Origin of the sequence: Actinacidiphila glaucinigra (assembly GCF_900188405.1) — a bacterium.
GTDB classification, from domain to species: Bacteria; Actinomycetota; Actinomycetes; order Streptomycetales; family Streptomycetaceae; genus Actinacidiphila; species Actinacidiphila glaucinigra.
Genome location: NZ_FZOF01000018.1, coordinates 159,345 through 181,267, shown reverse-complemented (window position 1 = coordinate 181,267; position 21,923 = coordinate 159,345). Strand labels below are relative to the sequence as shown.

Sequence of the window (21,923 nt, the reverse complement as noted above, 5' to 3'; positions counted from 1 at the left end):
CACGTGTTACTCACCCGTTCGCCACTGATCCACCCCGAAGGGCTTCACCGTTCGACTTGCATGTGTTAAGCACGCCGCCAGCGTTCGTCCTGAGCCAGGATCAAACTCTCCGTGAATGTCTTCACGAGAGCGGCACCATCGGGAGGAATAATCCCGACGTGCCCAGCGTCCTCGCTGTGTATTTCTTCAAAGGAACCTCGACCATCCGAACGGATGGACGGGGTATCAACATATCTGGCGTTGACTTTTGGCACGCTGTTGAGTTCTCAAGGAACGGAAGCTTCCTTCGAGACCGTTTCACCGGCCCCTCCGGGCTTTCCCTTCGCTGTCTCCAACCTTACCAGATCCGTTTCGCGTTTCCGCTCTTCGTTTCCGGCCCCCTGCTGGAGCGGGGCTTTTGTCTTCCGGCTTTCGCCTTTCGACGTTCCCGACTTTATCAGACTCTTTCGGGCCCGATTCCCGCCGGTGGGAATTTCCTGCTTTTGCGTTTCTGCCTTTCGGCTTTCGCGCTCCCCGACTTTAGCAGATGCTTACCGTCGGATTTACCCGACCGCTCTGAGGGCGCACGTTTCCGTGGCGTTCTCGTCGCGGGGTCGACCCAAAGTACTGGAGGACCCCGGTCGGAGCAAATCCGGGGTGCCGTGGGGCGCCCTGGCATGCCGCGCCTCATGGGGGTGGCAGACTTGAGTGGTCTGGACCACTTGCTTGGAGGCTTCATCATGACGACTGTCTCGTCGCCCCTGACCGGGCACGTCATCGGTCTGGCCGCGGTGCCCGACCCCGTGTTCTCGGGTGCCATGGTCGGGCCCGGCACCGCGATCGACCCCGTGCGTGAGCCGTCGGTGGCTGTCTCGCCGGTGGACGGTGTGGTCGTGTCGCTGCACGCGCACGCGTTCGTCGTGGTGGACAGGGACGGGCACGGGGTGCTGACCCATCTCGGCATCGACACGGTGCAGCTCAACGGCGAGGGCTTCGAGGTCCTGGTCAACAAGGGCGACACCGTGGTGCGCGGCCAGGAGATGGTGCGCTGGGACCCCGCGGCGGTCGAGGCCGCCGGCAAGTCCCCGGTGTGCCCCGTGGTGGCGCTGGAGGCGACGGCCGAGGCGCTGACCGGTCTCGTCGAGGACGGAGACGTGACCGCCGGGGCCACGCTCTTCTCTTGGACGTAGCCTTTTCGGCAGGGCCACTCCCGACGCATACACACAGGCAAACGCGGTCGCGAACGTCCGCGACGACCGGAGACGGGTGAGATGGAGACAACGCTGCGAGGCGTCGGTGTCAGCCACGGCGTGGCGATCGGCGAGGTACGGCACATGGGAACCGCGGTTCTCGAGCCCCCGGCCAAGCAGATTCCGGCGGACGAGGCGCCGCGGGAGCAGGCCCGGGCGCGTCAGGCGGTCGAGGCGGTGGCCAACGACCTGATCGCGCGCGGCAATCTGGCCGGCGGCGAGGCGCAGGCGGTGCTGGAGGCCCAGGCGCTGATGGCGCAGGACCCCGAGCTGATGGCCGACGTGGAACGCCGTATCGCGGTGGGCAGCTCGGCGGAGCGGGCGGTCTACGACGCCTTCGCCTCCTACCGGGCGCTGCTCGCCAACGCGGGCGAGTACCTGGCGGGCCGGGTCGCGGACCTGGACGACGTGCGCAACCGGATCGTGGCGCGGCTGCTCGGGGTGCCGATGCCGGGTGTCCCGGACAGCGACGAGCCGTACGTGCTGATCGCGCGGGACCTGGCACCGGCCGACACCGCTCTGCTGGACCCGTCGCTGGTGCTCGGCTTCGTGACCGAGGAGGGCGGGCCGACCAGCCACAGCGCGATCCTCGCGCGTGCGCTGGGGGTGCCCGCCGTGGTGGCGCTGCCGGGTGCCACGGAGCTGGCGGAGGGGACCGTCGTCGCCGTGGACGGCAGCACCGGTGACATCTACGTGGACCCGGGCAAGGACCGGCGGGCCGAGCTGGCGAAGGCCGCGGAGGAGCGCAGGGCTGCGCTCGCCGCGACCTCCGGTCCCGGTGCCACCTCGGACGGGCACAAGGTGCCGCTGCTGGCCAACGTCGGCGGTCCCGCGGACGTCGAGGCCGCCGTGAAGGCGGGCGCGGAGGGCGTGGGCCTGTTCCGTACGGAGTTCCTCTTCCTGGACGACTCGAAGAACGCGCCCTCGGAGGAGAAGCAGGTCGAGGCGTACCGGCAGGTGCTGGAGGCCTTCCCCGAGGGGCGGGTCGTCGTCCGGGTGCTGGACGCGGGGGCGGACAAGCCTCTGGAGTTCCTGACCCCGGCGGACGAGCCGAACCCGGCGCTGGGTGTGCGCGGTCTGCGGACGCTGCTCGCGCACCCCGATGTGCTGCACACGCAGCTGCGGGCGCTCGCCAGGGCCGCGGAGGGCCTGCCGGTGTACCTCGAGGTGATGGCGCCCATGGTGGCGGACCGCGTCGACGCCAAGGCGTTCGCGGACGCCTGCCGGGAGGCCGGGCTGCACGCGAAGTTCGGCGCGATGGTGGAGATCCCGTCGGCGGCGCTGCGGGCGCGTTCGATCCTGCAGGAGGTCGAGTTCCTCTCGCTGGGGACGAACGACCTGGCGCAGTACACCTTCGCGGCGGACCGCCAGGTCGGCTCGGTCTCGCGGCTGCAGGATCCGTGGCAGCCGGCGCTGCTGGACCTGGTGGCCGCGGCGGCCGAGGCCGCGCGGGCCGAGGGCAAGAGCTGCGGTGTGTGCGGTGAGGCGGCCTCCGATCCGCTGCTGGCGTGCGTGCTGACGGGTCTGGGTGTGACGAGCCTGTCGATGGGCGCGGCGTCGCTCCCCTACGTGCGGGCGACGCTGGCGAAGTACACCCTGGCGCAGTGCGAGCGGGCGGCGGCGGCCGCCCGGGCGACGGACACGGCCGATGAGGCGCGGCGCGCGGCGCAGGCGGTGCTGTCCGGGGAGTGATCGCTTCCCGTCCTCGCCAGGGGCGTCCCACCGGTGGTGGGGCGCCCCTCGGCGTTCCCCCGCACCGGCGTGCTCAGTCGTCCTCCGGTGGCGGGAGGACGAACCCGGGGCGGTGGACGACCCCGGGCTCCGGGGGTACGGGGTCGCCGGACTCGGCGTCGGTGCAGTAGGCGTTGAAGACCTGGGCCTCGGTGAGGGGCTGGAGCCAGCCGTCGCGCAGGGTCCAGCCGCGGACTTCGTCCGGTCGGTCCGGCGGGGGCTGTCCGGTGCCCGCGCCGCTGCGCAGGACGAGGCCTCCGGGGCTGTCCTCGGCGAAGCCCGCGGCCAGGACCGTGCAGCAGACCAGGGCCTCGGCCTCGACGAGGTGGACCATGCCCTGCTCGTCGCAGCGGGCGTGCATGGCGGCGAGGAGCGTGGTGTCCTCGGCGGGGACGCTGCAGACGAGGTGGTGGTGGCCCGGTCCGGCGGCTTCGAGAAGGCGCATCAGGGCCTGGGAGGCGCGGTCGAAGGAGGTGCGGGCGAGGTCGTCGCCGCAGCCGGAGCAGTCGCCGGCGTCGGCCAGGATGCCGGAGGCCCGTTCCCAGGTGGCCTGTCGGCCCGTCTCGTACTCCAGCTCGGTGACGAGGAGCGCCAGGGGCTGTCCGGTGTAGGGGACGGTGGGTCCGGTCGTGGTGACGTCGGCGGCGTAGCGCGTGCGGGAGCGCGAGCTGTCGGGGTCGTGACCGGTTCCGGCGCAGTACTCGGCGTACTCGTCCGGGTCGAAGGGGCCCACGCGGACGTGGACGCCGCGGGAGGCGAGGGAGCGCAGCAGGCCCTCGATCTGCCGGAGGTAGGTCGGGTGGTCGTCGAAGGTGAAGCTGCGGTAGCCGCGCATGGCGGCGAAGTCGGCGGGGTCGGTGAGGACGGCGACGGTGGTCGGCGACTCGCGTCGCAGGGTGCGGCGGCCGCTCCTTGCGGCGCCGCGGGCGGGGCGGCTGCTCTGCTTGCGGTGCTTGGTGTGTGCCATGACGGCTCCCCCTCGGTACGACGGATCAACTGTCACTCACGGTAATCGGCACCACTGACAGTGACCGTGCCGCTGGGGACGGCTGGGGCCTGCGGGGCCGCGGCACCGGGCCGTTCCAGGGCGTCCAGCCGGTCCAGGCGGCGGCGTACGAGGGTGCGCTGGCCGACGGAGACGGCGGCGAGTCCGGCGCCGAGGCCCAGCCAGCCGAGCGGGCCCGCGGCCATGACGGCGGAGGTGAGCAGTACCGGGCCGGCCGAGCGCTGGGCCGACTGCGCGAGGCCGTGGACGCCGAGGTAGGCGCCCTGGGACCGGCCGGGGGCGAGGGCGAGGGACAGCTCCCAGGAGATCGCGGCGTGGACGATCTCCGCGGCGGTGAAGGCCGTGGCGGCGACGACGAGGGCGACGACGGCGATCCCCGCCGAGTCCACGGCCGAGACGGCCATGGCGCCTCCCGCGACGAGGAAGGCGACGCCGAGCAGCGGAAGCGAGGCGGCGGCCCTGCGGGGCTCGTCGCCGAGGCGGCTGAGGCGGACCTGGAAGAGCACGACGAGGACGTTGTTGAGCACGAAGAGCAGGGCGACGAGGCTGTGCGGCGCGACGGTCGCGGTGGCGATCCACAGGGGCAGGCCGACGTTGAGCGCCGTGTCGTCGAGGAACAGCAGGGTCTCGGTGGCGGTGTACGCGAGGTAGCCGCGGTCGCGCCAGGGGCCGGTGGCCGGGGCCTTGCTGTGGGGCGGTTGCCCGCCGGAGGCGGTGGAGGCCGTGGCCACCACGCGTACGGGCGAGGGTGGTTCGGCGCAGCGCAGGACGAGCAGGGCGGCACCGGCGAAGGAGAGGGCGTCCCCGACGAGCATGGTGCGGTAGGCGGTGCCGGTGCCGATGGCCAGGGCGACGGCGGCGGCGAGTCCGCCGATGCCGAAGCCGATGTTCACCACGGTGCGCTGGAGTGCCTGGTAGCGGACGCGGTCCGGACCGGCGACGCGGGCGGCGTACAGCTTGGTGAGGACCGAGGCGGAGCGGTCGCCGAGGCTGCCGAGCGCGGCGATGGGGAGCAGCAGCCAGAGGGTGCCGGTGAACAGGATGCCGACGGCGGCCGCGGCGCGCAGCGCGTGGACGGCGGGGAGCAGCCGGGTGAGCGGGACGTGGTCGGCGACGCGGCCCGCGACGGGGGTGCCCGCGACGCCGACGGCTCCGGCGACGCCGAGCAGGAGGCCGATCTCGTGCGGGGCGAGTCCGGCCACGTAGGTGTAGTAGAGCGCCGAAGTGCCGTACCAGAGGCCGGATCCGGCCTTGTCGGTGAGGCTCACCAACAGCATGCGGCGGCCGTCGCGGCCGCCCGGTACGAGCTGCTCGATGTCGCTGCGGCTGCGAGGGAATCGCATGCACTGCCCCCTTGACCCGAAGTTTGTATTGATACAGACTTGCGAATGTGGCAGCACAATATGCGATCAGCGGCACGAGCGCCAAGGGCATTGCCGCGTCCGTCGAACGGGGCGTGGCCGAGGGGACGTTGCCCCCCGGGGCCGCGCTCCCGCCGGTGCGGACGCTGGCCGACCGCCTGGGAGTGAGCCCGGGCACGGTGGCGACCGCCTACAAGGAGCTGCGGCAGCGCGGGATCGTCGTCACGCGCGGGCGCGGCGGCACCGTCGTCGCGCAGGCGCCGTCGGTGGCGTCCAGGAGACCGCCGAAGGTGCCGGCCGGGCTGCGGGACCTGGCGGGCGGCCACCCGGACCCGGCGTTCCTGCCGGAGCTGCCGCCGTCGGTGCGGGTGACGCCCGGGGCGCGTTCGCACCGCTCGGCTCCGCGGCTGCCCGAGCTGGAGGAGCCGACCCGCGCGTGGTTCGACCGCGACGGGGTGCCGGCGGACGACGTGACCTTCGCGCACAGCGCGCTCGACTGCGTGGGGCGGCTGCTCTCCGTCGAACTGCGGCCGGGCGACGCGGTGGCGATGGAGGACCCGGGCTACCACCATCTGCTCGACCTGGTGCCCGCGCTGGGACTGCGCATGGTGCCGGTCGCGGTGGACGACAAGGGCATGCGGCCCGACGCGCTGCGCGACGCGCTGCGGGCCGGGGCCCGCGCGGTGGTGTGCAGTCCGCGTTCCCAGAACCCGTACGGAGGGGCCTTCTCGCCCGAGCGACGGGACGCGCTGCTCGGCGTGCTGCGGGAGGCGCCCGACGTGCTCGTGGTCGAGAACGACCACGCCGCGGAGGTCGCGGGCGTGCCGCTGCACAGCCTCGCCTCAGGGGGGCTGCCGCGCTGGGCGCAGGTGCGTACGGTCACCAAGTACCTGGGCACGGACCTGCGGTGGGCGGCGCTCGCCTGCGATCCGACGACCCTGGCGCGGCACGACGGGCGCCTGCTGCTCACCTCGGGGTGGATCAGTCATGTGCTGCAGGCGATGGCCGCGCGGCTGATGACGGACCCCGCGGCGCGGCTGCTGGTGGACGCCGCCCGGGACGCGTACGCGCAGCGGCGCGAGGCACTCGTGGCGGAACTGGGTGCGTGTGGGATCGCGGCGCACGGCGCGAGCGGGCTGAACGTGTGGGTGCCGGTGCGGGACGAGGCGGCGGTGGTCAACGGCCTGCGCTCGCGAGGGTGGTGGGTGGCCGCCGGGGCGAGGTTCCGGCTCGCCGCGGGGCCGGGCGTACGCATCACGACCGCGGGTCTGGAACCCGCGGAGGCGGGTGCCCTGGCCGCCGACTTCGCGGACGTGCTGGGCGAGTTCGGCGCGACGTACGGGGGGTGAGGCGGGCACGGGCCCGCCCCTCCCCCCTCCGGGCGCTCAGCCGCGGGTGCGGGCCAGCTCCTCGTAGAACCGGAGCAGCTCCACGTTGTCGACGGAGCCCGGGTTGACGGCCCTGTCCATCGGCGTCCCCTGCAGCAGCTTCTTCACCGGGACCTCGATGCGCTTGCCGGTGAGGGTGTGCGGGATGCCGGGGACCGGGATGATCTCGTCGGGGACGTGGCGGGGGGAGAGCTGCTCGCGGATGGTGCGCCTGACCTTGTCGCGGAGGGCGTCGTCGAGCACCGCGCCCTCGGCGAGCTGCACGAACAGGGGCATCCAGTAACCCCCGTCGGGCTCCTCGACGCCGATGACGAGCGATTCGCGGATCTCCGGGAGCCGTTCGACGGCCTCGTAGATGTCGGCCGAGCCCATGCGGACGCCCTGGCGGTTGAGGGTGGAGTCGGAACGGCCGTGGATGACCACCGTGCCGCGCGAGGTCAGGGTGATCCAGTCGCCGTGCCGCCAGACGCCGGGGAACATCTCGAAGTAGCTGTCGTGGTAACGGCTGCCGTCGGGGTCGTTCCAGAAGTGGACGGGCATCGACGGCATGGGGTTGGTGACGACCAGCTCGCCCACCTCGTCGGTGACGGGCTTGCCGTACGGGTCCCAGGCCTGCAGGTCGGTGCCCAGGCAGGGGGCCTGGAGCTCGCCGATGTACACCGGGAGGGTGGGGACGCCGCCCGCGAAGCAGCTGCACACGTCGGTGCCGCCGCTGACGGAGGCGATCCACAGGTCCTCCTTGACCTCGTCGTGGATCCAGCGGAAGCCGTCCGGCGGGAGTGGGGAGCCGGTGGTGGCCACGCAGGTGACGGCGGACAGGTCGTGGTCGCGGCCGGGGCGGACGCCGGCCTTGCGGCAGGCGATGACGTACGCGGCGGAGGTGCCGAACACGGTGGTGCCGGTGCGCTCGGCCACGCCCCACTGGGCGCCGGTGTCGGGGAAGCCGGGGCTGCCGTCGTAGAGCACGATCGTGGAACCCGCCAGCAGCCCGCCGACGAGGAAGTTCCACATCATCCAGCCGGTGGAGGTGTACCAGAAGAACCGGTCCCGCGGCCCGAGGTCGAGGTGGAGGCCGGTCTGCTTGAGGTGCTCCAGCAGGATGCCGCCCTGGGACTGGACGATGGCCTTGGGCAGGCCGGTGGTGCCGGAGGAGTAGAGCACCCACAGCGGATGGTCGAAGGGGACCTGCTCGTAGACCGGCTCGGGATCGCCGGAGACCAGGGACTCCCACTCCAGGGCGCCCTCGGGGGCGGGCGTGCCCAGCAGCGGGATGTGCACGACGGCGCGCAGCGAGGGCAGTTCGGCGCGCAGTTCGGCGACGACGCCGGTGCGGTCGTGCTCCTTGCCGTCGTAGCGGTAGCCGTCGACGGTGAACAGGACGACGGGCTCGACCTGCTGGAAGCGGTCCAGCACGCTGCGGGAGCCGAAGTCCGGGGCGCAGGAGGTCCACACGCCGCCGACGGCGGCGGTGGCCAGCAGGGCGACGACGGCCTGGGGGACGTTGGGCAGGTAGCCGCTGACCCGGTCGCCGGGACGGACCCCGAGGGCGCGCAGCTCGTGGGCGAGGGAGGCGACCTGGCGGCGCAGACCGGCCCAGCTGGTGGCGCCGATCTCGTGCCGCTCGTCGAGGTGGAGCAGGGCGGGTTCATCGGCCCGCGCCACGTCGCCGGCGGGACGCAGCGCGTGCTCGGCGTAGTTGAGGGTGGCCCCGGGGAACCACTTTGCGCCGGGCATGGAGGCGTCGGCGAGGACGGTCTCGTACGGCGTGGAGAAGCGCACGTCGAACCACTCGACGACGGAGCGCCAGAAGGTCTCGGGCTCGCGCACCGACCAGGCGTGCAGCGCCTGGTAGCCGGCGACGGGGTCGGCGGTGTCGGGGGCGGGCGCGCCGTGGTGCCCGGCGGCCCAGGCCTGGAAGCGCGTCACCTGGGCACCGGAGACGCGGTCCGGGCCGGGCTGCCACAGGGGCCGCTCGGTCGCCGGGTCGGCGGTGGACTCAGGTGTGGTGCTCATGGGGCGGCTCCCGGACGGTACGCGACGCTGCGTGATGTGCGGCTGGACCCCGGCCGGGCGGAATGTCCCCGGTCGCGGATGGGCAGGACGATGCCACGTGATCGTCTCCGGCGCCAGGGCACACCCCACACATTCGGGGGTGGAAGCATGTGCCCGGCCGCCAGATGGAAGGCGGCCGGCCGGCGGCGGGGCGGGCGGGAACGGTGAAAGGGTGGGCTTTATGGATGCTCGGGACCTGGTGCGACAGGTACGGCAGGTCGGATCGGCGAACGGGCTGAGGGCGGTGCGCGCGGCATGGCGCCGGCAACGTACGGACGCGCGGGACCTCCCGCGGCGGGGACCGGAGCGGGCGCGGGTGCCGGGACCCGCCGAGGGCGCGGACCCGCTGCCGGGCGGTGGACTGGTCCGCTTCGCCCGCTCGACCCTGCGGGTGCGGGTCGCGGCCGGCGGCGCGGTGTTCTGCGGCTGGGACGGTGCCGAGCCGGAGCCCTCGTACGCGCTGGACGGCGGCTGCCCCGACGCCGACACACGGGCCGTCATCGAGCCCGACAAGGACGGCTGGCGGGTGGTGTCGGAGCGGATCACGGTCCTGGTCTCCCGGCACGGGGCGGTGGAGTTCCGCACACCCGGCGGCCTGCTGCTGCGGCGTGACCTGCCACCGCGCTGGTGGGACCCGGTGAACACGGCGGAGGGCGCGCAGCCCCGCTGGGTGCAGCGCTCGGAGACGGCGGCGGACGCGGCCGTGTTCGGGCTCGGCGGGCGGGCCTCGGGGCCGCGGCTGGGCGAGGGCACGTACCGGCTGTGGAACACCGACCCCGGCGGCGCCTTCGAGCCGCAGACCGATCCGCTGTACATCACCATGCCGCTGCAACTCGTCGTCGCCGACGCGGGCAGCCATCTGGTCTTCCACGACAACACCTGGGACGGCCGGGTGACCCTGCGCGACGGCGAGGAGGGCGCGGGTTCCGGCCACGACCGCCCCGGCGGCTGCGAGACGCGCATGGACGGCGGCCCGCTGCGCTACTGGGTGATCCCCGGCACGCCCGCGCGGATCCTCGCCTCCTGGACCGCGCTGACCGGCCGGCCGGCGCTGCCGCCGCGCTGGGCGCTGGGGTACCAGCACTCGCGCTGGGGCTTCGGCACGGCGGCGGAGGTGCGGCGGGTCGCGGCGGGTTACCGCGAACGGGAGCTGCCGCTCTCCGCGCTGCACCTGGACATCGACCACTACGACGGCCACCGGGTCTTCACCGTCGACCGCGAGCGCTTCCCCGACCTGCCCGCGCTCGCCGAGGAGTTGCGTGGGCACGGGGTGCGCCTGGTGTCGATCGTCGACCCAGCGGTCAAGCTGGAGCCGGGCAACGCGGTGCACGACAGCGGGGTCGCGGCCGAGGCCTTCGTACGGGACGCGCAGGGAGACCCGGTACGCGGCGTGGTGTGGCCGGGCGACGCGCTCTTCCCCGACTTCACCGACCCGCGGGTGCGCACATGGTGGGGCGGGCTCTACGCGGAACGGCTCACCCAGGGCTTCGCCGGGGTGTGGCACGACATGAACGAGCCGGTGTCCTTCGCCGCGTTCGGCGACACCACTCTGCCCCGCTCCGCCCGGCACGCCCTGGAGGGCCGCGGCGGCGACCACCGCGAGGCCCACAACGTGTACGGGCTGACCATGGCCCGGGCCGGGCACGAGGGGCTGCGCGAACTGCGCCCCGACTCCCGGCCGTTCCTGTTCTCCCGCTCCGGCTGGGCGGGCATGCAGCGGTACGGCGGCACCTGGTCGGGCGACGTGTCGACGGGCTGGCCCGGGCTGCGCTCCTCGTTGTCGCTGGTGCTGGGGCTGGGCCTGTGCGGGGTGCCGTACTCGGGGCCGGACGTGGGCGGGTTCACCGGGAGCCCGTCTCCGGAGCTGTATCTGCGCTGGTTCCAGATGGCCGCGTACTTCCCGTTCTTCCGTACGCACTCGGCGATCGACGCCGGGCACCGCGAGCCGTGGCGGTTCGGGCCGAAGGTGCTGGAGGCGGCCGGGGCGGCGATGCGCGAGCGGGAGCGGCTGATGCCGTACCTGTACACGCTGGCGCACACCGCGCGGCGTTCGGGCGCGCCCTATGTGCGGCCGGTGTGGTGGGGCGACCCGGAGGACCGCAAGCTGCGTGCCTGCGGCGACGCCTTCCTGCTGGGGGACGCGCTGCTGGTGGCTCCGGTGCTGGAGCAGGGGGCGACGGAACGGGCGGTACGGCTGCCGCGGGGCCTGTGGTATGACACCGTGACCGGGGAGGCGTACCAGGGGCCCGGGCAGGTGCTGTTGCCCGCGCCGCAGGAGCGCGTCCCGGTGCTGGCCAGGGCCGGTGCCGTGGTGCCGGTGGCGGAGGAGGACGGCACGGTGACCCTGGAGGTGTGGGCGCCGGCGCCCGGGCGCGACGGGGGCGGCACGCTGGTCACCGACGCCGGGGACGGCTGGGCCGAACCGCGGGTGGAGCGCTTCACGTCACGGGTATCGGACGGCGAGGTCGTCGTGGTGCGCGAGGAGCACGACGAGGTGGGGTACCGGGTGCGGGTGCGCGGCGCCGCCTTTTAGCGGCCGTTCGGCCGGCGCGTCAGTAGCGGCCGCCGAACCAGTTGCGCGCCGCCTCGGTGTGCAGCGGGAACGCCAGCTCCGCCGGGGCGAGGAGGATCTCCCGGCCGTCGGTCTCGTCGGTGGCGACGGCGGGCGGGAGGTCCTCGGCGGTGCGCTCCGGCAGGAGGCCGAAGACCAGCAGGTGCCCGGTGTCGCCGCTGAGGGCGTCCGCCAGCCGTACGTCGCCGGCGGCGGCCTTGATGCCGGTCTCCTCCTCGAGTTCGCGGACGACGGCCTCCTGCCACGTCTCGCCGAGGTCCACGAAGCCGCCGGGCAGGGCGAGCAGTCCGCGCCGCGGCTCGATGGACCGGCGCACGAGGAGCAGACCGGTGCCCCCGGGGGTGCGCACGGGCAGCAGGGCGATGGCGACGGGAAGCGGATTGCGGTACGTGACGCCACCGCAGGCCGCACAGGTGCGCGGCCAACCCGCGTCGGGGGCGAACTCCGCACCGCAGTAGGTGCAGTGGCTGTCCTTCTGACGAGTGGTCACGCGCGGACTGTAGCGGACCGCGCCTGGGGAACCGGCCGGATCCGTACGGCCCGCCGGGGCACGGAGGTCGTGCGGAGCCCTGTCCGTCGTGGTGGGTGAGAGGGCACACTGGCGTCCGTGACACCCGAATCCCTCGGAAAAGGCGCCAATCTGCCCGTGCCCGTGCCCGCCGTGCGGGCCGTGCTCGACTGGAGCGCGGGCCCCGGCGTGCCCGATGTCGACGCCTCGGCACTGCTGCTGACCGGCGACGGGCGGGTGCGTTCGGACGCCGACTTCGTCTTCTACAACCAGCCCGCGCACGCCTCCGGCGCCGTGCGGCACGCGGGCAAGCAGGCCGGGCCCGGGCAGGCCTCGGACACGCTCGACGTCGACCTGGCCCGCGTGGAGCCGGCGGTCGAGCGGATCGTGCTCTGCGCCTCCGCGGACGGCGGCACCTTCGGCCAGGTCCCGGGGTTGCGGCTGCGGCTGCTGGACGCGCGCAACGGGGCCGAGATCGCGCGGTTCGACATGGGCGCGACGACGGAGACCGCGTTCCTCGGCGGTGAGCTGTACCGGCGCAACGGGGTCTGGAAGTTCCGTGCCGTCGGGCAGGGCTGGAACTCCGGACTGGCCGGGCTGGCCACGGACTTCGGGATCGCCGTCGACGCGCCGCAGCCGCCCGCGGCGCCGTCCGCCCCGGCCGCGCCACCGCCGCCTCCCCCTGCGCCGTACCCACGGCCCGCGCTGCCCGTGACGGTGCCCCCTCCTCCGCCGCCACCGGTCTTCCACGCGACCCCTGCCGCGCCGTCGGCCACCCGGCTCACCAAGGGCGAGGAACATCTGCCTCCCGACATGCGCGAGCGGCTGAGCCTGCGCAAGGAACAGGTCGCCGTCAGCCTGCGCAAGCACGGCGCGGCGGGTGTGGTGGCGCGCGTGATCCTCGTGCTGGACGCCTCGGGTTCGATGAGCGGCCTGTACGCGCGCGGGGTGGTCGCCGACGTGGTCGAGCGCATGGCGGCGGTCGCGGCGCAGCTCGACGACGACGGCGACATGCAGGCGTGGACCTTCGCCTCGCATCCCGCGCGGCTGCCGGACCTGCGGATCGCCGAACTGCCGCTGTGGCTGCGGCTGCACGTGCGGGTGGGCGAGCTGAGCCTGTTCGGCCGTCCCAAGAAGCCCCGGCACGGGCTGCAGCCGGGACAGGTCGACATGCGGTTCGTCGGCATCCAGAACGAGGAGCAGAAGGTCATCGCCGAGGTGCGGGGCTTCGTGCGGGCGTACCCGACGGCGGTGCCGACGCTCGTGCTGTTCTTCTCCGACGGCGGCGTCTACCGCAACGCCCAGATCGAGCAGCAGCTGCGGGAGGCGGTGGAGGAGCCGGTGTTCTGGCAGTTCGTCGGTCTGGGCCGGGCCAACTACGGGGTGCTGGAGCGCTTCGACACCCTGCCCGGCCGGCGGGTCGACAACGTCGGGTTCTTCGCCGTGGACGACATCGCCACCGTGCCGGACGCGGAGCTCTACGACCGGATCCTCTCGGAGTTCCCCTCCTGGATCACGGCCGCGCGGCAGGCCGGGATCCTGCGCTGAACCTCCCGCTTGTCGGCGGCCGTCGGGCCGTGGGACTCCAGGACCACCGGCGCGCCGAGCACCTCGCCGACCGCCTCCGACCACACGGCCGGATCGGGGCCGGGCACGTCCCAGCGGGCCGGCCGGGCCTTCAGCAGCCGCTCGGTGAGGGCGGCCCGGCGGCCGAGGTCCCCGGGCGGGGCGGTGGGCAGCTGCGTCCCCACGGTGTCGTACGCGCGGACCAGCCGCAGCTGCGGGCAGCGGCGGGGCGCGTCGAGGTGGGTGAGGGCGAGCGCGTCCACACCGCCGCAGGCATCGACGGCGTAGCGGTGGGCGACGCCGTCGAAGTGGCCGGTGCGGAAGGCGCCCTGCCAGGGGCCGTGGCCGTTGTGCGGTTCGGGCAGCAGCGGGGCGAGTTCGGGGTCCTCCGTGACGTGCGGACCGGGTCCGTGCCGGGTGGTGTACGTCCGTACGACGCCGAGCCGGCGGGCCTCACTGCCGGCTTCGGCGAGCAGGGTCTCGGCGCCCGCGAACGTGGTCGTGGACCACGTGGTGTAGGGGTGGAAGCCGTGCCACTCGTCCAGGAGCACGCCCTGGGCGCCCTCGAGGACGACCGGGCCCTCGTGAAGGACGCGGGCGAGGTGGCCGTCGCCGGTGAGGGTGACGGCACGGGCGAAGGCCGTGAAGGCGTCGGCGCAGTCCTCGGGCGGTGGTGCGGGCAGCCGCCGGCCGAACTCGTCGGCCAGGCGGTCGCGCAGCAGGCGGAGCTTGCGCAGCAGCCGGGGGCGTGAGGTGCAGTCACCGGCGGTGGGGGCGTCCTCGGGGTGGGCGAGGGCGTAGGCGGCGGTCTCCCCGATGCCCATGCCGCAGGAGCCGTGGCGGGCCGCGCCCCGTGCCTGCTCCCGCAGCCGGTTGGCGGCGGCGTGGTACGGGGTGGTCAGGCGCGCCGCCCGGTCGACGCTGAGCAGGGCGTACGGCGCGGGGACGCCGAGGGCGGCGAGGTGGTCGGCCTCGGCGGCCAGCGCGAGGGGGTCCACCAGCATGAGGCGGGACAGGATGGTGGGGACGCCCTGGAGGGTGCCGGAGCCGAACTGGGCGAAGGTGTGGTGGCGTCCGTCGGTGGTGACGACGTTGTGCGCCGCCTGGGCTCCGCCGTTGAAGCGGACCACCGCGCGGACCGGTCCGCTCGCGCAGAGCCGGTCCACGACGGTGCCCTTGCCGGCGTCGCCGTAGCCGAGGTCGACGACGATGGTGTGCACGGGGTCCTCCGGGTCGGGGGCGGGCCTACAGGCGGGTGGTGCCGGTCGCGGTGTCGTCCGCGTCGATCAGGGGCGTGTCCGTCACCGCGACGGCCGCGCGCTCGCGGTCGAGGGCCGCGAGGGCCTTGCCGACGGTGCCGGTGGCGGTGGAACCGAGGTCGGCGAGGTCGTCGAGGCCCTCGGCGAGGTCGATGGCCTCCTCGCCGAGCCCGATGGTGAGGGCGATGGTCTCGCAGACGGCGTCGAGGTCGTCGAGCTCGATGACGTTCTGCCCGAGCAGCTTGCGCCAGGTCCCGAGGACCTCGGTGTTGCCGACGTAGGAGGAGCCCGCCGGGAGGATGTAGTAGACGTCGAACTTCTGCTTGAGCTCGGCGACGATCCGCGTGACGGGGATGTCCTCGGCGAGGTCGTCGCCGAGGACCTCGCGCACCTCGCGGGCCTTGACCTTGCCGTAGGGCAGTTCGTCGCCGATCAGGAAGAGGTAGCCGCGGCGGCCGCGCTTGTCGTGGCAGTCGAGCGAGGTGTGCCGGGCCATCGCGTACATGGCGAGCTCGTAGGACTCGGTCATCTGGCCGCCGCCCCCGCCCTCGAGCAGGATGTTGCCGAGGTCGTCGTCCATGCGGTTGTCGGACTCGAACTGCCCGAGCTGGAGCGGGACCCGGTCGCAGGTCGCGTCGCCGACGGCGCCGAAGAGGATCTGCGGGTGCTCGGTGTAGCCCTTGCGCAGGAGCAGGCCGAAGAGCTCGGGGAGCTTGGTCTGCAGGACCTGGGGGACGGTGCGCATGGAGCCGGTGACGTCGAACAGGACGGCGATGGCGAGCGAGGTGGGGTGCTCGTCGGAGTCGCGGCTCTCGCGGACGCCGACGTCCTTGGGGTCTAGCGAGGGGTGCGCGGTCCAGGAGCCGCGCGGTGCGGACGAGGTGACGTGGTCGCTGTAGGCGAAGGCGCCGGCGCCGCTGGCGGCGCGGTAGCGCGCGGCGGCGTCGTAGACGTTGGTGGACCAGCTTCCGCTGCCCATGGTGGTTCCCCCTTGGCGTCAGGTGTCGGATGTCAGGCGTCAGGTGTCGGATGTCAGGCGTCAGGCGTCGGTGCCCGGCATGGTGAACGGGCGGAAGGTGCGCGGGCCGTAGAGGCGTTCCAGGACGTCGTCGAGCTCCGCGAGCAGCCGCCAGGCGTCGTGCGGGCGGCGGGCTTCGGCCGGCAGGGTGCAGCCGCGGAGGAAGGCGCTCAGCGGACGCGGCGCGCGGTCCCCCATCAGTTGCTCGACGCAGCGCGAGGCGAGGTGGATGTCGGTGGCCTCGGTGGCGGGACGGCGGCCGGTGACCTCGGGCGGGTAGAGGGCGCGGTGCCGCTCCACGAGGGCGGGGACCTTCGCGCCGCGGGCGGTGGCGTAGCACCAGTCGACCAGCACGAGGCCGTGCTGTGCGGGGAGGATGAGGACGTGCTCGGGCAGCACGGCGCCGTGGACGACGCCGGCGCGGTGCGCCCAGCCGAGGGCGACCAGCAGGCGGCGCCACATCCACGCGGCGTCGCGCGGGTCGAGGCCGCCGGGGTGCAGCGCGCGGACCTCGGCGAGGGTGTGGAACCCGCGCAGCCGCTGCAACGCGTTGACACGGCGTTCGGCGCCGTCGGGGCCGCGGTGGCGGAAGGACTCGGCGAGGCGGGGTGCGTAGGCGCGGTGCCGGGCGTCGGCGACGGTGTGCAGCCGGGTGAGGATTTCGGCCTCACGCTCCATCAGGTCGTTGTCGGCGGGCCGCCGCGGGATCTTCAGTACGGTGCCGGGCCCGGCGGCGCGCAGCACGGCGAGGTCGCCCTCGGCGAGGACGGGCCCCAGCGGGTACACGCCGCGGGTGGTGGTGAGGGACGGGCCGTCGCCCGTGTGCCGCCGCCAGAGGGCGGTGAGCCGGACGAAGGCCGCCTCGGCCTCGTCCGCGCGGCCGGGCGGGGCGGTGTCGGGGTGGAGGAGACGGGCGAGCCGGCGGTAGTGGCGGGCGGCCTCGCCGGCGCCGGCCGGGAAGGGCCGGCCGAGGGCGGCCAGGGCCTCGTCGAAGGTACGGACGCGGTACGGCGCGGTCGCGGGACGGGTCGTGGCGGTCATCGGACACTGTCCTCACGGTCGGGGCGGAGCAGTGCGGGGTGGAGGAGGCGGGCGTCGCCGGCGCGGTAGAGGCGGGCGCGGGGTCCGCCCTTGGAGCCGCCGCGGCCCGCGGTGGTGCCGGTGGACTCGACGAAGCCGGGCACCGACAGGACCTTGCGGTGGAAGTTCCCGGCGTGCAGGGTGCGGCCCCAGACCGCCTCGTAGACCGAGCGGAGCTCGGTGATGGTGAACTCCTCGCCGAGGAAGGCGGCGGCCAGCGGGGTGTACTCGATCTTGGCGCGGGCCCGGTCGAGGCCTTCGGCGAGGATCGTGCCGTGGTCGAAGGCGAGGCCGGCACCGCGGCCGGCGTCGAAGCCTGCGTCGGGACCGGCACCCTGGCCGGCGCCGTCGCCGGGTGCCTCGCCGGACCGGCGGCCGGAACCACCCCCGTGGATCCCGGCCGGCCGGTCCTGCTCCATGGGACGCGCGGTGGCGGCGTCCGGGTTCCCCTGCGGCGCGACCGCCTCGACGGGCACCCATTCGGCCGCCGCGGCGTCGCTGCCGGCCCGCGCCTCGGGGAGGTCCGGGGCGAAGGCGAGGTAGGCGACGGAGACGACGTGCATGCGCGGGTCGCGGTCGGGGCGGCCGTAGGAGCCGAGCTGTTCGAGGTGGACGCGGCCGAGGCCGCGGGCCGCGTCGAGCCCGGTCTCCTCGGCCAGTTCGCGGGCCGCCGCCTCGTCCAGGGACTCGCGGCCGGCCTGGACGAATCCGCCGGGCAGCGCCCAGGCGCCCTCGTACGGCCGGCCGCCGCGGCGCACCAGCAGCACGTGCAGGGCGCCTTGACGAAGGGTCAGGGCGACGACGTCGACGGTCACGGCGATCGGCTCGAAGGCGCGCGGGTCGTAGGCGGCCAGGAACGCGTCCTCACCCTGCCGGTCAGTCATCGTGCGCCACTCCCACTGGTTGTTCTCACTTCGAGTATTTCTCGATACGAGAAGAACTTAGCACCCGGCACCGACAGCGTCCATCCCGTTCCGCGGTACGGCCCACCCGTGGCAGACTTCTGACGGTCCGTCAGAGACGAGGGGGAGGGGGCCGGACGTGACGCGGTCGCGGAAACCCGTGGTGGCGGGCTGGTTCACGCAGGACCCGGCGGAAGGCGGCGGCTTCCGGCTGATCGGCACCCGCTGCCGCGGCTGCGGCGCGGTGTTCTTCCCGCGCGAGGACCACGCCTGCCGCAACCCGGCCTGCGACGGCGCCGAAGGGGACCTGGAGGAGGTCCCGCTGTCGCGGCGGGGCCGGGTCTGGTCGTACACCGACGCCCGCTACCGCCCGCCCGCCCCGTACGTGTCCGACCCCGCGCGCCCCTGGGAGCCCTACGCGCTGGTGGCGGTGGAGCTGACGGCGGAGCGGATGATCGTGCTCGGGCAGGCCGCGCCCGGGACGGGCGTGGCCGACCTGGCCGTCGGCATGGAGGTGGAGCTGGTGCCCGGCGTGCTGCACGAGGACGCGGAGCACGTCTGGACCACCTGGCACTGGCGTCCCGTGGGAGGCGGACGATGAGCCGCGATGTGGCCGTGCTCGGCGTCGGGATGCACCCCTGGGGCAAGTGGGGCCGGCCCTTCACGCGCTACGGGGTCGCGGCGGCGCGCGCCGCGCTCGCCGACGCCGGACTGGACTGGCGCGACGTCGGGCTGGTCGTCGGCGCGGACACCGTGCGCGGCGGCTACCCCGGTCACGTCGCCGGGGCGGCCTTCGCCCAGGCGCTGGGCTGGCAGGGCGCCCGGGTGGCCAGCGTCTACGCCGCGTGCGCCTCCGGGGCGCAGGCCCTCGACACCGCCCGGGCGCACATCCTCGCCGGCCTGGTGGACACCGCTCTGGTCGTGGGCGCGGACGCGGCCCCCAAGGGCTTCTTCGCGCCCGCCGGGGGCGACCGGCCCGACGACCCGGACTGGCTGCGCTTCCGTGTGCTGGGGGCCACCAACCCGACGTACTTCGGGCTGTACGCACGCCGCCGCATGGCGCTGCACGGCGACACGCCCGAGGACTTCGCCCGGGTCAAGGTGAAGAACGCGGCGGCCGGCGCCGCCAACCCGCTCGCCCGCTACCGGACGCCGGTCACCGCCGCCCAGGTGGCGGCCTCCCCGGTCGTCGCCGACCCGCTGCGGCTGCTGGACGTCTGCGCCACCTCCGACGGGGGCGCCGCCGTCGTCCTGTCCAGCCTGGACTTCGCCCGGCGCCGCGCCACGGCGGACCCGGTGCGGATCCGCGCGGTCTCCACCGTCACCCCGGTCTACCCGCGCACGGTGCCCGATCTCCCGGACATCGCCACCGACTCCGCCCTCGCCGTCGCGCCCCCGGAGCCGGCCGCGGGCTTCCGGTCGGCCGTCGTCCGCGCCGCTTACGAGGAGGCCGGCATCGGTCCCGAGGACCTGGACCTGGCGGAGGTGTACGACCTGTCGACCGCGCTGGAGCTGGACTGGTACGAGGACCTGGGCCTGTGCCCGCCGGGCGGGGCGGTGAAGCTGCTGCGCGACGGGGCCACGGCGCTCGGGGGGCGGATTCCGGTCAATCCCAGCGGCGGGCTCTCCTCCTTCGGGGAGGCCGTGCCCGCCCAGGCGCTCGCCCAGGTGTGCGAGCTGACCTGGCAGGTGCGCGGCCTGTCGGGGCCCCGGCAGGTCGCTGGGGCCCGCGTCGGGGTGACGGCGAACCAGGGCCTGTTCGGGCACGGCTCGTCGGTGGTCGTAATCAGGTGATCTGTCCGATACCTTGACGCTCCATCACCCCGGGACAACACTTCCGGGTGGCGCGGAGGCCGGGCGCGAGGCGGGACCTCCGTACCCGCGTCTCCGTGCGCCATTCTCTGGCGGCGCATGCCCGACACGTGCGCCCGCACGAAGGAGCCGTCATGTATTCCAACGGAGACGTCTTTGTCGGCGAGATCATCGGAACGGCGATCCTGATCCTGTTCGGCGCCGGCGTGGTGGCAGGGGTGCTCCTGCACCACTCGAAGGCTCGGGCATCCGGGTGGATCGTGATCTCATTCGGGTGGGGCCTCGCGGTCCTGGCCGGCGCGTACACCGCGGGCCCGCTGTCCGGCGGGCAGCTGAACCCGGCCGTCACCTTCGGCGTCGCCATCAGCTCGGGCAAGTGGAGCCAGGTGCCGGTCTACCTCGCCGGGCAGATCATCGGCGCGATGCTGGGCGCGGTCCTGTGCTGGCTGGTGTACTACGGCCAGTTCGCGGCGAACCGCGCCGAGGAGACCCGCCAGCCCACGCTCGCCGTCTTCTCCACCGTCCCCGAGATCCGCGTCTGGTGGCAGAACCTGATGACGGAGGCCATCGCCACCATGGGGCTCGTCCTGCCGATCCTGGCCTTCGGTCTCAGCAAGGGCCTCGGCGAGACCGGCACCGGCACCCTGATCGTGGCGCTGCTCGTGACCGGCATCGGCCTCTCCCTGGGCGGCCCCACCGGCTACGCCATCAACCCGGCCCGCGACCTCGGGCCGCGCATCGTCCACTCCCTCCTGCCGATCCCGTTCAAGGGCACCTCCGACTGGGCGTACGCCTGGATCCCGGTGGCCGGTCCGCTGATCGGCGGCGCCCTGTCCGGTCTCATCTACAACGTCGCGTTCAAGTGAGGCGGTCATGACCGATACGTCCGGCACGGCGACCCGATACGTGGCCGCCATCGACCAGGGAACGACCTCCAGCCGCTGCATCGTCTTCGACTCCGACGGGTCGATCGTGGCGCTCGACCAGCGCGAGCACCGCCAGATCTTCCCCAAGCCGGGCTGGGTGGAGCACGACGCCACCGAGATCTGGGCCAAGGTGCAGGCCGTGGTGGCGGGCGCGCTCGCGAAGGCCCGGCTGCGCCCGGACCAGCTCAGCGCGCTCGGCATCACCAACCAGCGCGAGACCACCGTGCTGTGGGACCGCACCACCGGCCGCCCGGTGCACAACGCCATCGTGTGGCAGGACACCCGTACCGCCGCGCTGTGCGAGCGGCTGGGCGGCCAGGACGGCCAGGACCGCTTCCGCGAGTCCACGGGGCTGCCGCTGGCCAGCTACTTCTCCGGCCCCAAGGCGGCCTGGCTGCTGGACAACGTGCCGGGGCTGCGCCGCCGCGCGGAGAACGGCGAGATCGCCTTCGGCACCATCGACTCCTGGCTGATCTGGAACCTGACGGGCGGCACGGAGGGCGGCGTCCACGTCACGGACGTCACCAACGCGAGCCGCACGATGCTGATGAACCTGGAGTCGCTGGAGTGGGACCCGGCGATCCTCGCCGCGATGAACGTCCCCGAGGCGGTCCTCCCGCAGATCCGCTCCTCCTCCGAGGTGTACGGCACAGCGGTCGGTCAGCTGGGCGGTGTGCCCGTGGCCTCGGCCCTCGGCGACCAGCAGGCCGCGATCTTCGGCCAGGCCTGCTACGGGACGGGCGACGCCAAGAACACCTACGGGACGGGCAGCTTCCTGCTGCTCAACACCGGGAACCGGCCCGTGCCGTCGAAGAACGGACTGCTCACCACCATGGGCTACCGGCTGGGCGGGGAGGCGCCGGTCTACTGCCTGGAGGGGTCGATCGCCATCACCGGCGCCCTGGTGCAGTGGTTCCGCGACAGCCTCGGCATCATCACCGCGGCGGACGAGATCGAGGCGCTCGCGGCGAGCGTCCCGGACAACGGGGGCGCGTACATCGTCCCCGCGTTCTCCGGGCTCTTCGCCCCGTACTGGCGCTCCGACGCCCGCGGCGTGATCACCGGCCTGACCCGGTACGTCACCAAGGCGCACCTGGCGCGGGCGGTGCTGGAGGCGACCAGCTGGCAGACCCGCGAGGTCGTCGACGCGATGTACCAGGACTCCGGTGTGCACATCACCGGGCTCAAGGTCGACGGCGGCATGACGGCGAACAACCTGCTGATGCAGCACCAGGCGGACGTGCTGGGCGTCCCGGTGGTGCGGCCGCGGATCTCGGAGACCACGGCGCTGGGCGCGGCCTACGCCGCGGGGCTCGCCACCGGTGTGTGGGACGGGCTGGACACGCTGCGGGCGCACTGGCAGAAGGACGCCGAGTGGCAGCCGCGGATGGACGAGAAGACCCGCGAGAAGGAGTACCGCCGCTGGAGGAAGGCGGTCGAGCGGAGCTTCGGCTGGCAGGACGAGGACGAGGACGACGGCCCCGCGCCGGCCGCCGGGGACTGACCGGCCCGC

17 protein-coding genes and 1 rRNA gene are annotated in these 21,923 nt (G+C 73.9%); 9 read left to right on the top strand and 9 right to left on the bottom strand.

What is annotated here, in order from left to right:
- A 16S ribosomal RNA gene (locus CHF15_RS29015) occupies positions 1–116 on the bottom strand; the annotation flags it as partial.
- Positions 117–719: 603 nt separating this feature from the next.
- On the opposite strand from CHF15_RS29015, the gene CHF15_RS29005 reads away from it, so the two are divergent.
- Both CHF15_RS29005 and ptsP read left to right on the top strand, forming a co-directional pair.
- The gene (locus tag CHF15_RS29005; protein WP_089226849.1) at positions 720–1,169 is read left to right on the top strand and encodes a PTS sugar transporter subunit IIA; all 450 of its coding nucleotides are present in this window, start codon (positions 720–722) and stop codon (positions 1,167–1,169) included.
- Positions 1,170–1,250: 81 nt separating this feature from the next.
- The gene (gene ptsP / locus CHF15_RS29000; RefSeq protein WP_089226848.1) at positions 1,251–2,921 is read left to right on the top strand and encodes a phosphoenolpyruvate--protein phosphotransferase; all 1,671 of its coding nucleotides are present in this window, start codon (positions 1,251–1,253) and stop codon (positions 2,919–2,921) included.
- Positions 2,922–2,994: 73 nt separating this feature from the next.
- Here ptsP and CHF15_RS28995 read toward each other — a convergent pair whose 3' ends face one another.
- The gene (locus tag CHF15_RS28995) at positions 2,995–3,927 is read right to left on the bottom strand and encodes a hypothetical protein (RefSeq protein ID WP_089226847.1); all 933 of its coding nucleotides are present in this window, start codon (positions 3,925–3,927) and stop codon (positions 2,995–2,997) included.
- A gap of 32 nt (positions 3,928–3,959) precedes the next feature.
- Complete coding sequence (locus tag CHF15_RS28990) at positions 3,960–5,309, bottom strand: MFS transporter (RefSeq protein WP_245939086.1); 1,350 nt, start codon at positions 5,307–5,309, stop codon at positions 3,960–3,962.
- A 47-nt stretch (positions 5,310–5,356) separates the two neighbouring features.
- On the opposite strand from CHF15_RS28990, the gene CHF15_RS28985 reads away from it, so the two are divergent.
- Positions 5,357–6,676, top strand: coding sequence for an aminotransferase class I/II-fold pyridoxal phosphate-dependent enzyme (locus CHF15_RS28985; protein ID WP_089226846.1), 1,320 nt, complete (start codon positions 5,357–5,359; stop codon positions 6,674–6,676).
- Between the two features lie 36 nt (positions 6,677–6,712).
- On the opposite strand, the gene CHF15_RS28980 is transcribed toward CHF15_RS28985, so the two are convergent.
- Positions 6,713–8,728, bottom strand: a complete 2,016-nt coding sequence (locus CHF15_RS28980) for an acetoacetate--CoA ligase (RefSeq protein ID WP_089226845.1) — start codon at positions 8,726–8,728, stop codon at positions 6,713–6,715.
- A gap of 220 nt (positions 8,729–8,948) precedes the next feature.
- On the opposite strand from CHF15_RS28980, the gene CHF15_RS28975 reads away from it, so the two are divergent.
- Positions 8,949–11,300 carry a glycoside hydrolase family 31 protein gene (locus tag CHF15_RS28975; RefSeq protein WP_089226844.1) on the top strand — a complete coding sequence of 784 codons (2,352 nt, stop codon included), beginning with the start codon at positions 8,949–8,951 and terminating at the stop codon, positions 11,298–11,300.
- A 19-nt stretch (positions 11,301–11,319) separates the two neighbouring features.
- On the opposite strand, the gene CHF15_RS28970 is transcribed toward CHF15_RS28975, so the two are convergent.
- Complete coding sequence (locus tag CHF15_RS28970) at positions 11,320–11,829, bottom strand: NUDIX domain-containing protein (protein ID WP_089226843.1); 510 nt, start codon at positions 11,827–11,829, stop codon at positions 11,320–11,322.
- Between the two features lie 117 nt (positions 11,830–11,946).
- Between CHF15_RS28970 and CHF15_RS28965 the strand changes: the two genes are divergently transcribed.
- Positions 11,947–13,395: a VWA domain-containing protein gene (locus tag CHF15_RS28965; RefSeq protein ID WP_089226842.1), complete on the top strand. Its 1,449-nt coding sequence runs from the start codon at positions 11,947–11,949 to the stop codon at positions 13,393–13,395.
- Here CHF15_RS28965 and CHF15_RS28960 read toward each other — a convergent pair.
- The 4 genes from CHF15_RS28960 to CHF15_RS28945 are packed head-to-tail and all read right to left on the bottom strand — an operon-like array spanning position 13,326 to position 17,654.
- The gene (locus CHF15_RS28960) at positions 13,326–14,633 is read right to left on the bottom strand and encodes an adenylosuccinate synthetase (protein ID WP_089226841.1); all 1,308 of its coding nucleotides are present in this window, start codon (positions 14,631–14,633) and stop codon (positions 13,326–13,328) included. The two genes, CHF15_RS28965 and CHF15_RS28960, sit on opposite strands and share 70 nt — an antisense overlap.
- Positions 14,634–14,658: 25 nt before the next feature.
- Entirely contained in the window at positions 14,659–15,651 is a 993-nt protein-coding gene (locus tag CHF15_RS28955) for a hypothetical protein (RefSeq protein WP_089226840.1), read from the bottom strand.
- A gap of 60 nt (positions 15,652–15,711) precedes the next feature.
- On the bottom strand, positions 15,712–16,731 hold the full coding sequence (locus tag CHF15_RS28950) for a molecular chaperone DnaJ (protein ID WP_089226839.1): 1,020 nt from the start codon (positions 16,729–16,731) through the stop codon (positions 15,712–15,714).
- Positions 16,728–17,654 (bottom strand): NUDIX hydrolase, encoded by a 927-nt coding sequence (locus CHF15_RS28945; RefSeq protein WP_089226838.1) that lies wholly within the window; start codon positions 17,652–17,654, stop codon positions 16,728–16,730. Before CHF15_RS28945 ends, CHF15_RS28950 begins: the two co-directional genes overlap by 4 nt.
- Positions 17,655–17,832: 178 nt before the next feature.
- Here CHF15_RS28945 and CHF15_RS28940 point away from each other — a divergent pair, with 178 nt between their 5' ends.
- The 4 genes from CHF15_RS28940 to glpK all read left to right on the top strand — a co-directional run bounded on the left by CHF15_RS28940 (position 17,833) and on the right by glpK (position 21,914).
- A complete protein-coding gene (locus CHF15_RS28940) occupies positions 17,833–18,273 on the top strand; it encodes a Zn-ribbon domain-containing OB-fold protein (RefSeq protein WP_089226837.1) in 441 nt (146 codons plus the stop codon).
- The gene (locus tag CHF15_RS28935; RefSeq protein WP_089226836.1) at positions 18,270–19,466 is read left to right on the top strand and encodes a lipid-transfer protein; all 1,197 of its coding nucleotides are present in this window, start codon (positions 18,270–18,272) and stop codon (positions 19,464–19,466) included. The genes CHF15_RS28940 and CHF15_RS28935 overlap by 4 nt, the downstream gene beginning before the upstream one ends.
- Positions 19,467–19,618: 152 nt before the next feature.
- Positions 19,619–20,350 carry an MIP/aquaporin family protein gene (locus CHF15_RS28930; protein ID WP_089226835.1) on the top strand — a complete coding sequence of 244 codons (732 nt, stop codon included), beginning with the start codon at positions 19,619–19,621 and terminating at the stop codon, positions 20,348–20,350.
- Positions 20,351–20,357: 7 nt separating this feature from the next.
- Positions 20,358–21,914, top strand: a complete 1,557-nt coding sequence (gene glpK / locus CHF15_RS28925; protein ID WP_089226834.1) for a glycerol kinase GlpK — start codon at positions 20,358–20,360, stop codon at positions 21,912–21,914.
- Positions 21,915–21,923 lie beyond the last annotated feature (9 nt).

What these genes read in the sequence shown, in the direction of transcription:
- CHF15_RS29005 (WP_089226849.1), top strand. Translation starts at nt 720, where the DNA reads ATGACGACTGTCTCGTCGCCCCTGACCGGGCACGTCATCGGTCTGGCC.
- ptsP (WP_089226848.1), top strand. Translation starts at nt 1,251, where the DNA reads ATGGAGACAACGCTGCGAGGCGTCGGTGTCAGCCACGGCGTGGCGATC.
- CHF15_RS28995 (WP_089226847.1), bottom strand. Translation starts at nt 3,927, where the DNA reads ATGGCACACACCAAGCACCGCAAGCAGAGCAGCCGCCCCGCCCGCGGC.
- CHF15_RS28990 (WP_245939086.1), bottom strand. Translation starts at nt 5,309, where the DNA reads ATGCGATTCCCTCGCAGCCGCAGCGACATCGAGCAGCTCGTACCGGGC.
- CHF15_RS28980 (WP_089226845.1), bottom strand. Translation starts at nt 8,728, where the DNA reads ATGAGCACCACACCTGAGTCCACCGCCGACCCGGCGACCGAGCGGCCC.
- CHF15_RS28975 (WP_089226844.1), top strand. Translation starts at nt 8,949, where the DNA reads ATGGATGCTCGGGACCTGGTGCGACAGGTACGGCAGGTCGGATCGGCG.
- CHF15_RS28955 (WP_089226840.1), bottom strand. Translation starts at nt 15,651, where the DNA reads ATGGGCAGCGGAAGCTGGTCCACCAACGTCTACGACGCCGCCGCGCGC.
- CHF15_RS28950 (WP_089226839.1), bottom strand. Translation starts at nt 16,731, where the DNA reads ATGACCGCCACGACCCGTCCCGCGACCGCGCCGTACCGCGTCCGTACC.
- CHF15_RS28945 (WP_089226838.1), bottom strand. Translation starts at nt 17,654, where the DNA reads ATGACTGACCGGCAGGGTGAGGACGCGTTCCTGGCCGCCTACGACCCG.
- CHF15_RS28935 (WP_089226836.1), top strand. Translation starts at nt 18,270, where the DNA reads ATGAGCCGCGATGTGGCCGTGCTCGGCGTCGGGATGCACCCCTGGGGC.
- CHF15_RS28930 (WP_089226835.1), top strand. Translation starts at nt 19,619, where the DNA reads ATGTATTCCAACGGAGACGTCTTTGTCGGCGAGATCATCGGAACGGCG.
- glpK (WP_089226834.1), top strand. Translation starts at nt 20,358, where the DNA reads ATGACCGATACGTCCGGCACGGCGACCCGATACGTGGCCGCCATCGAC.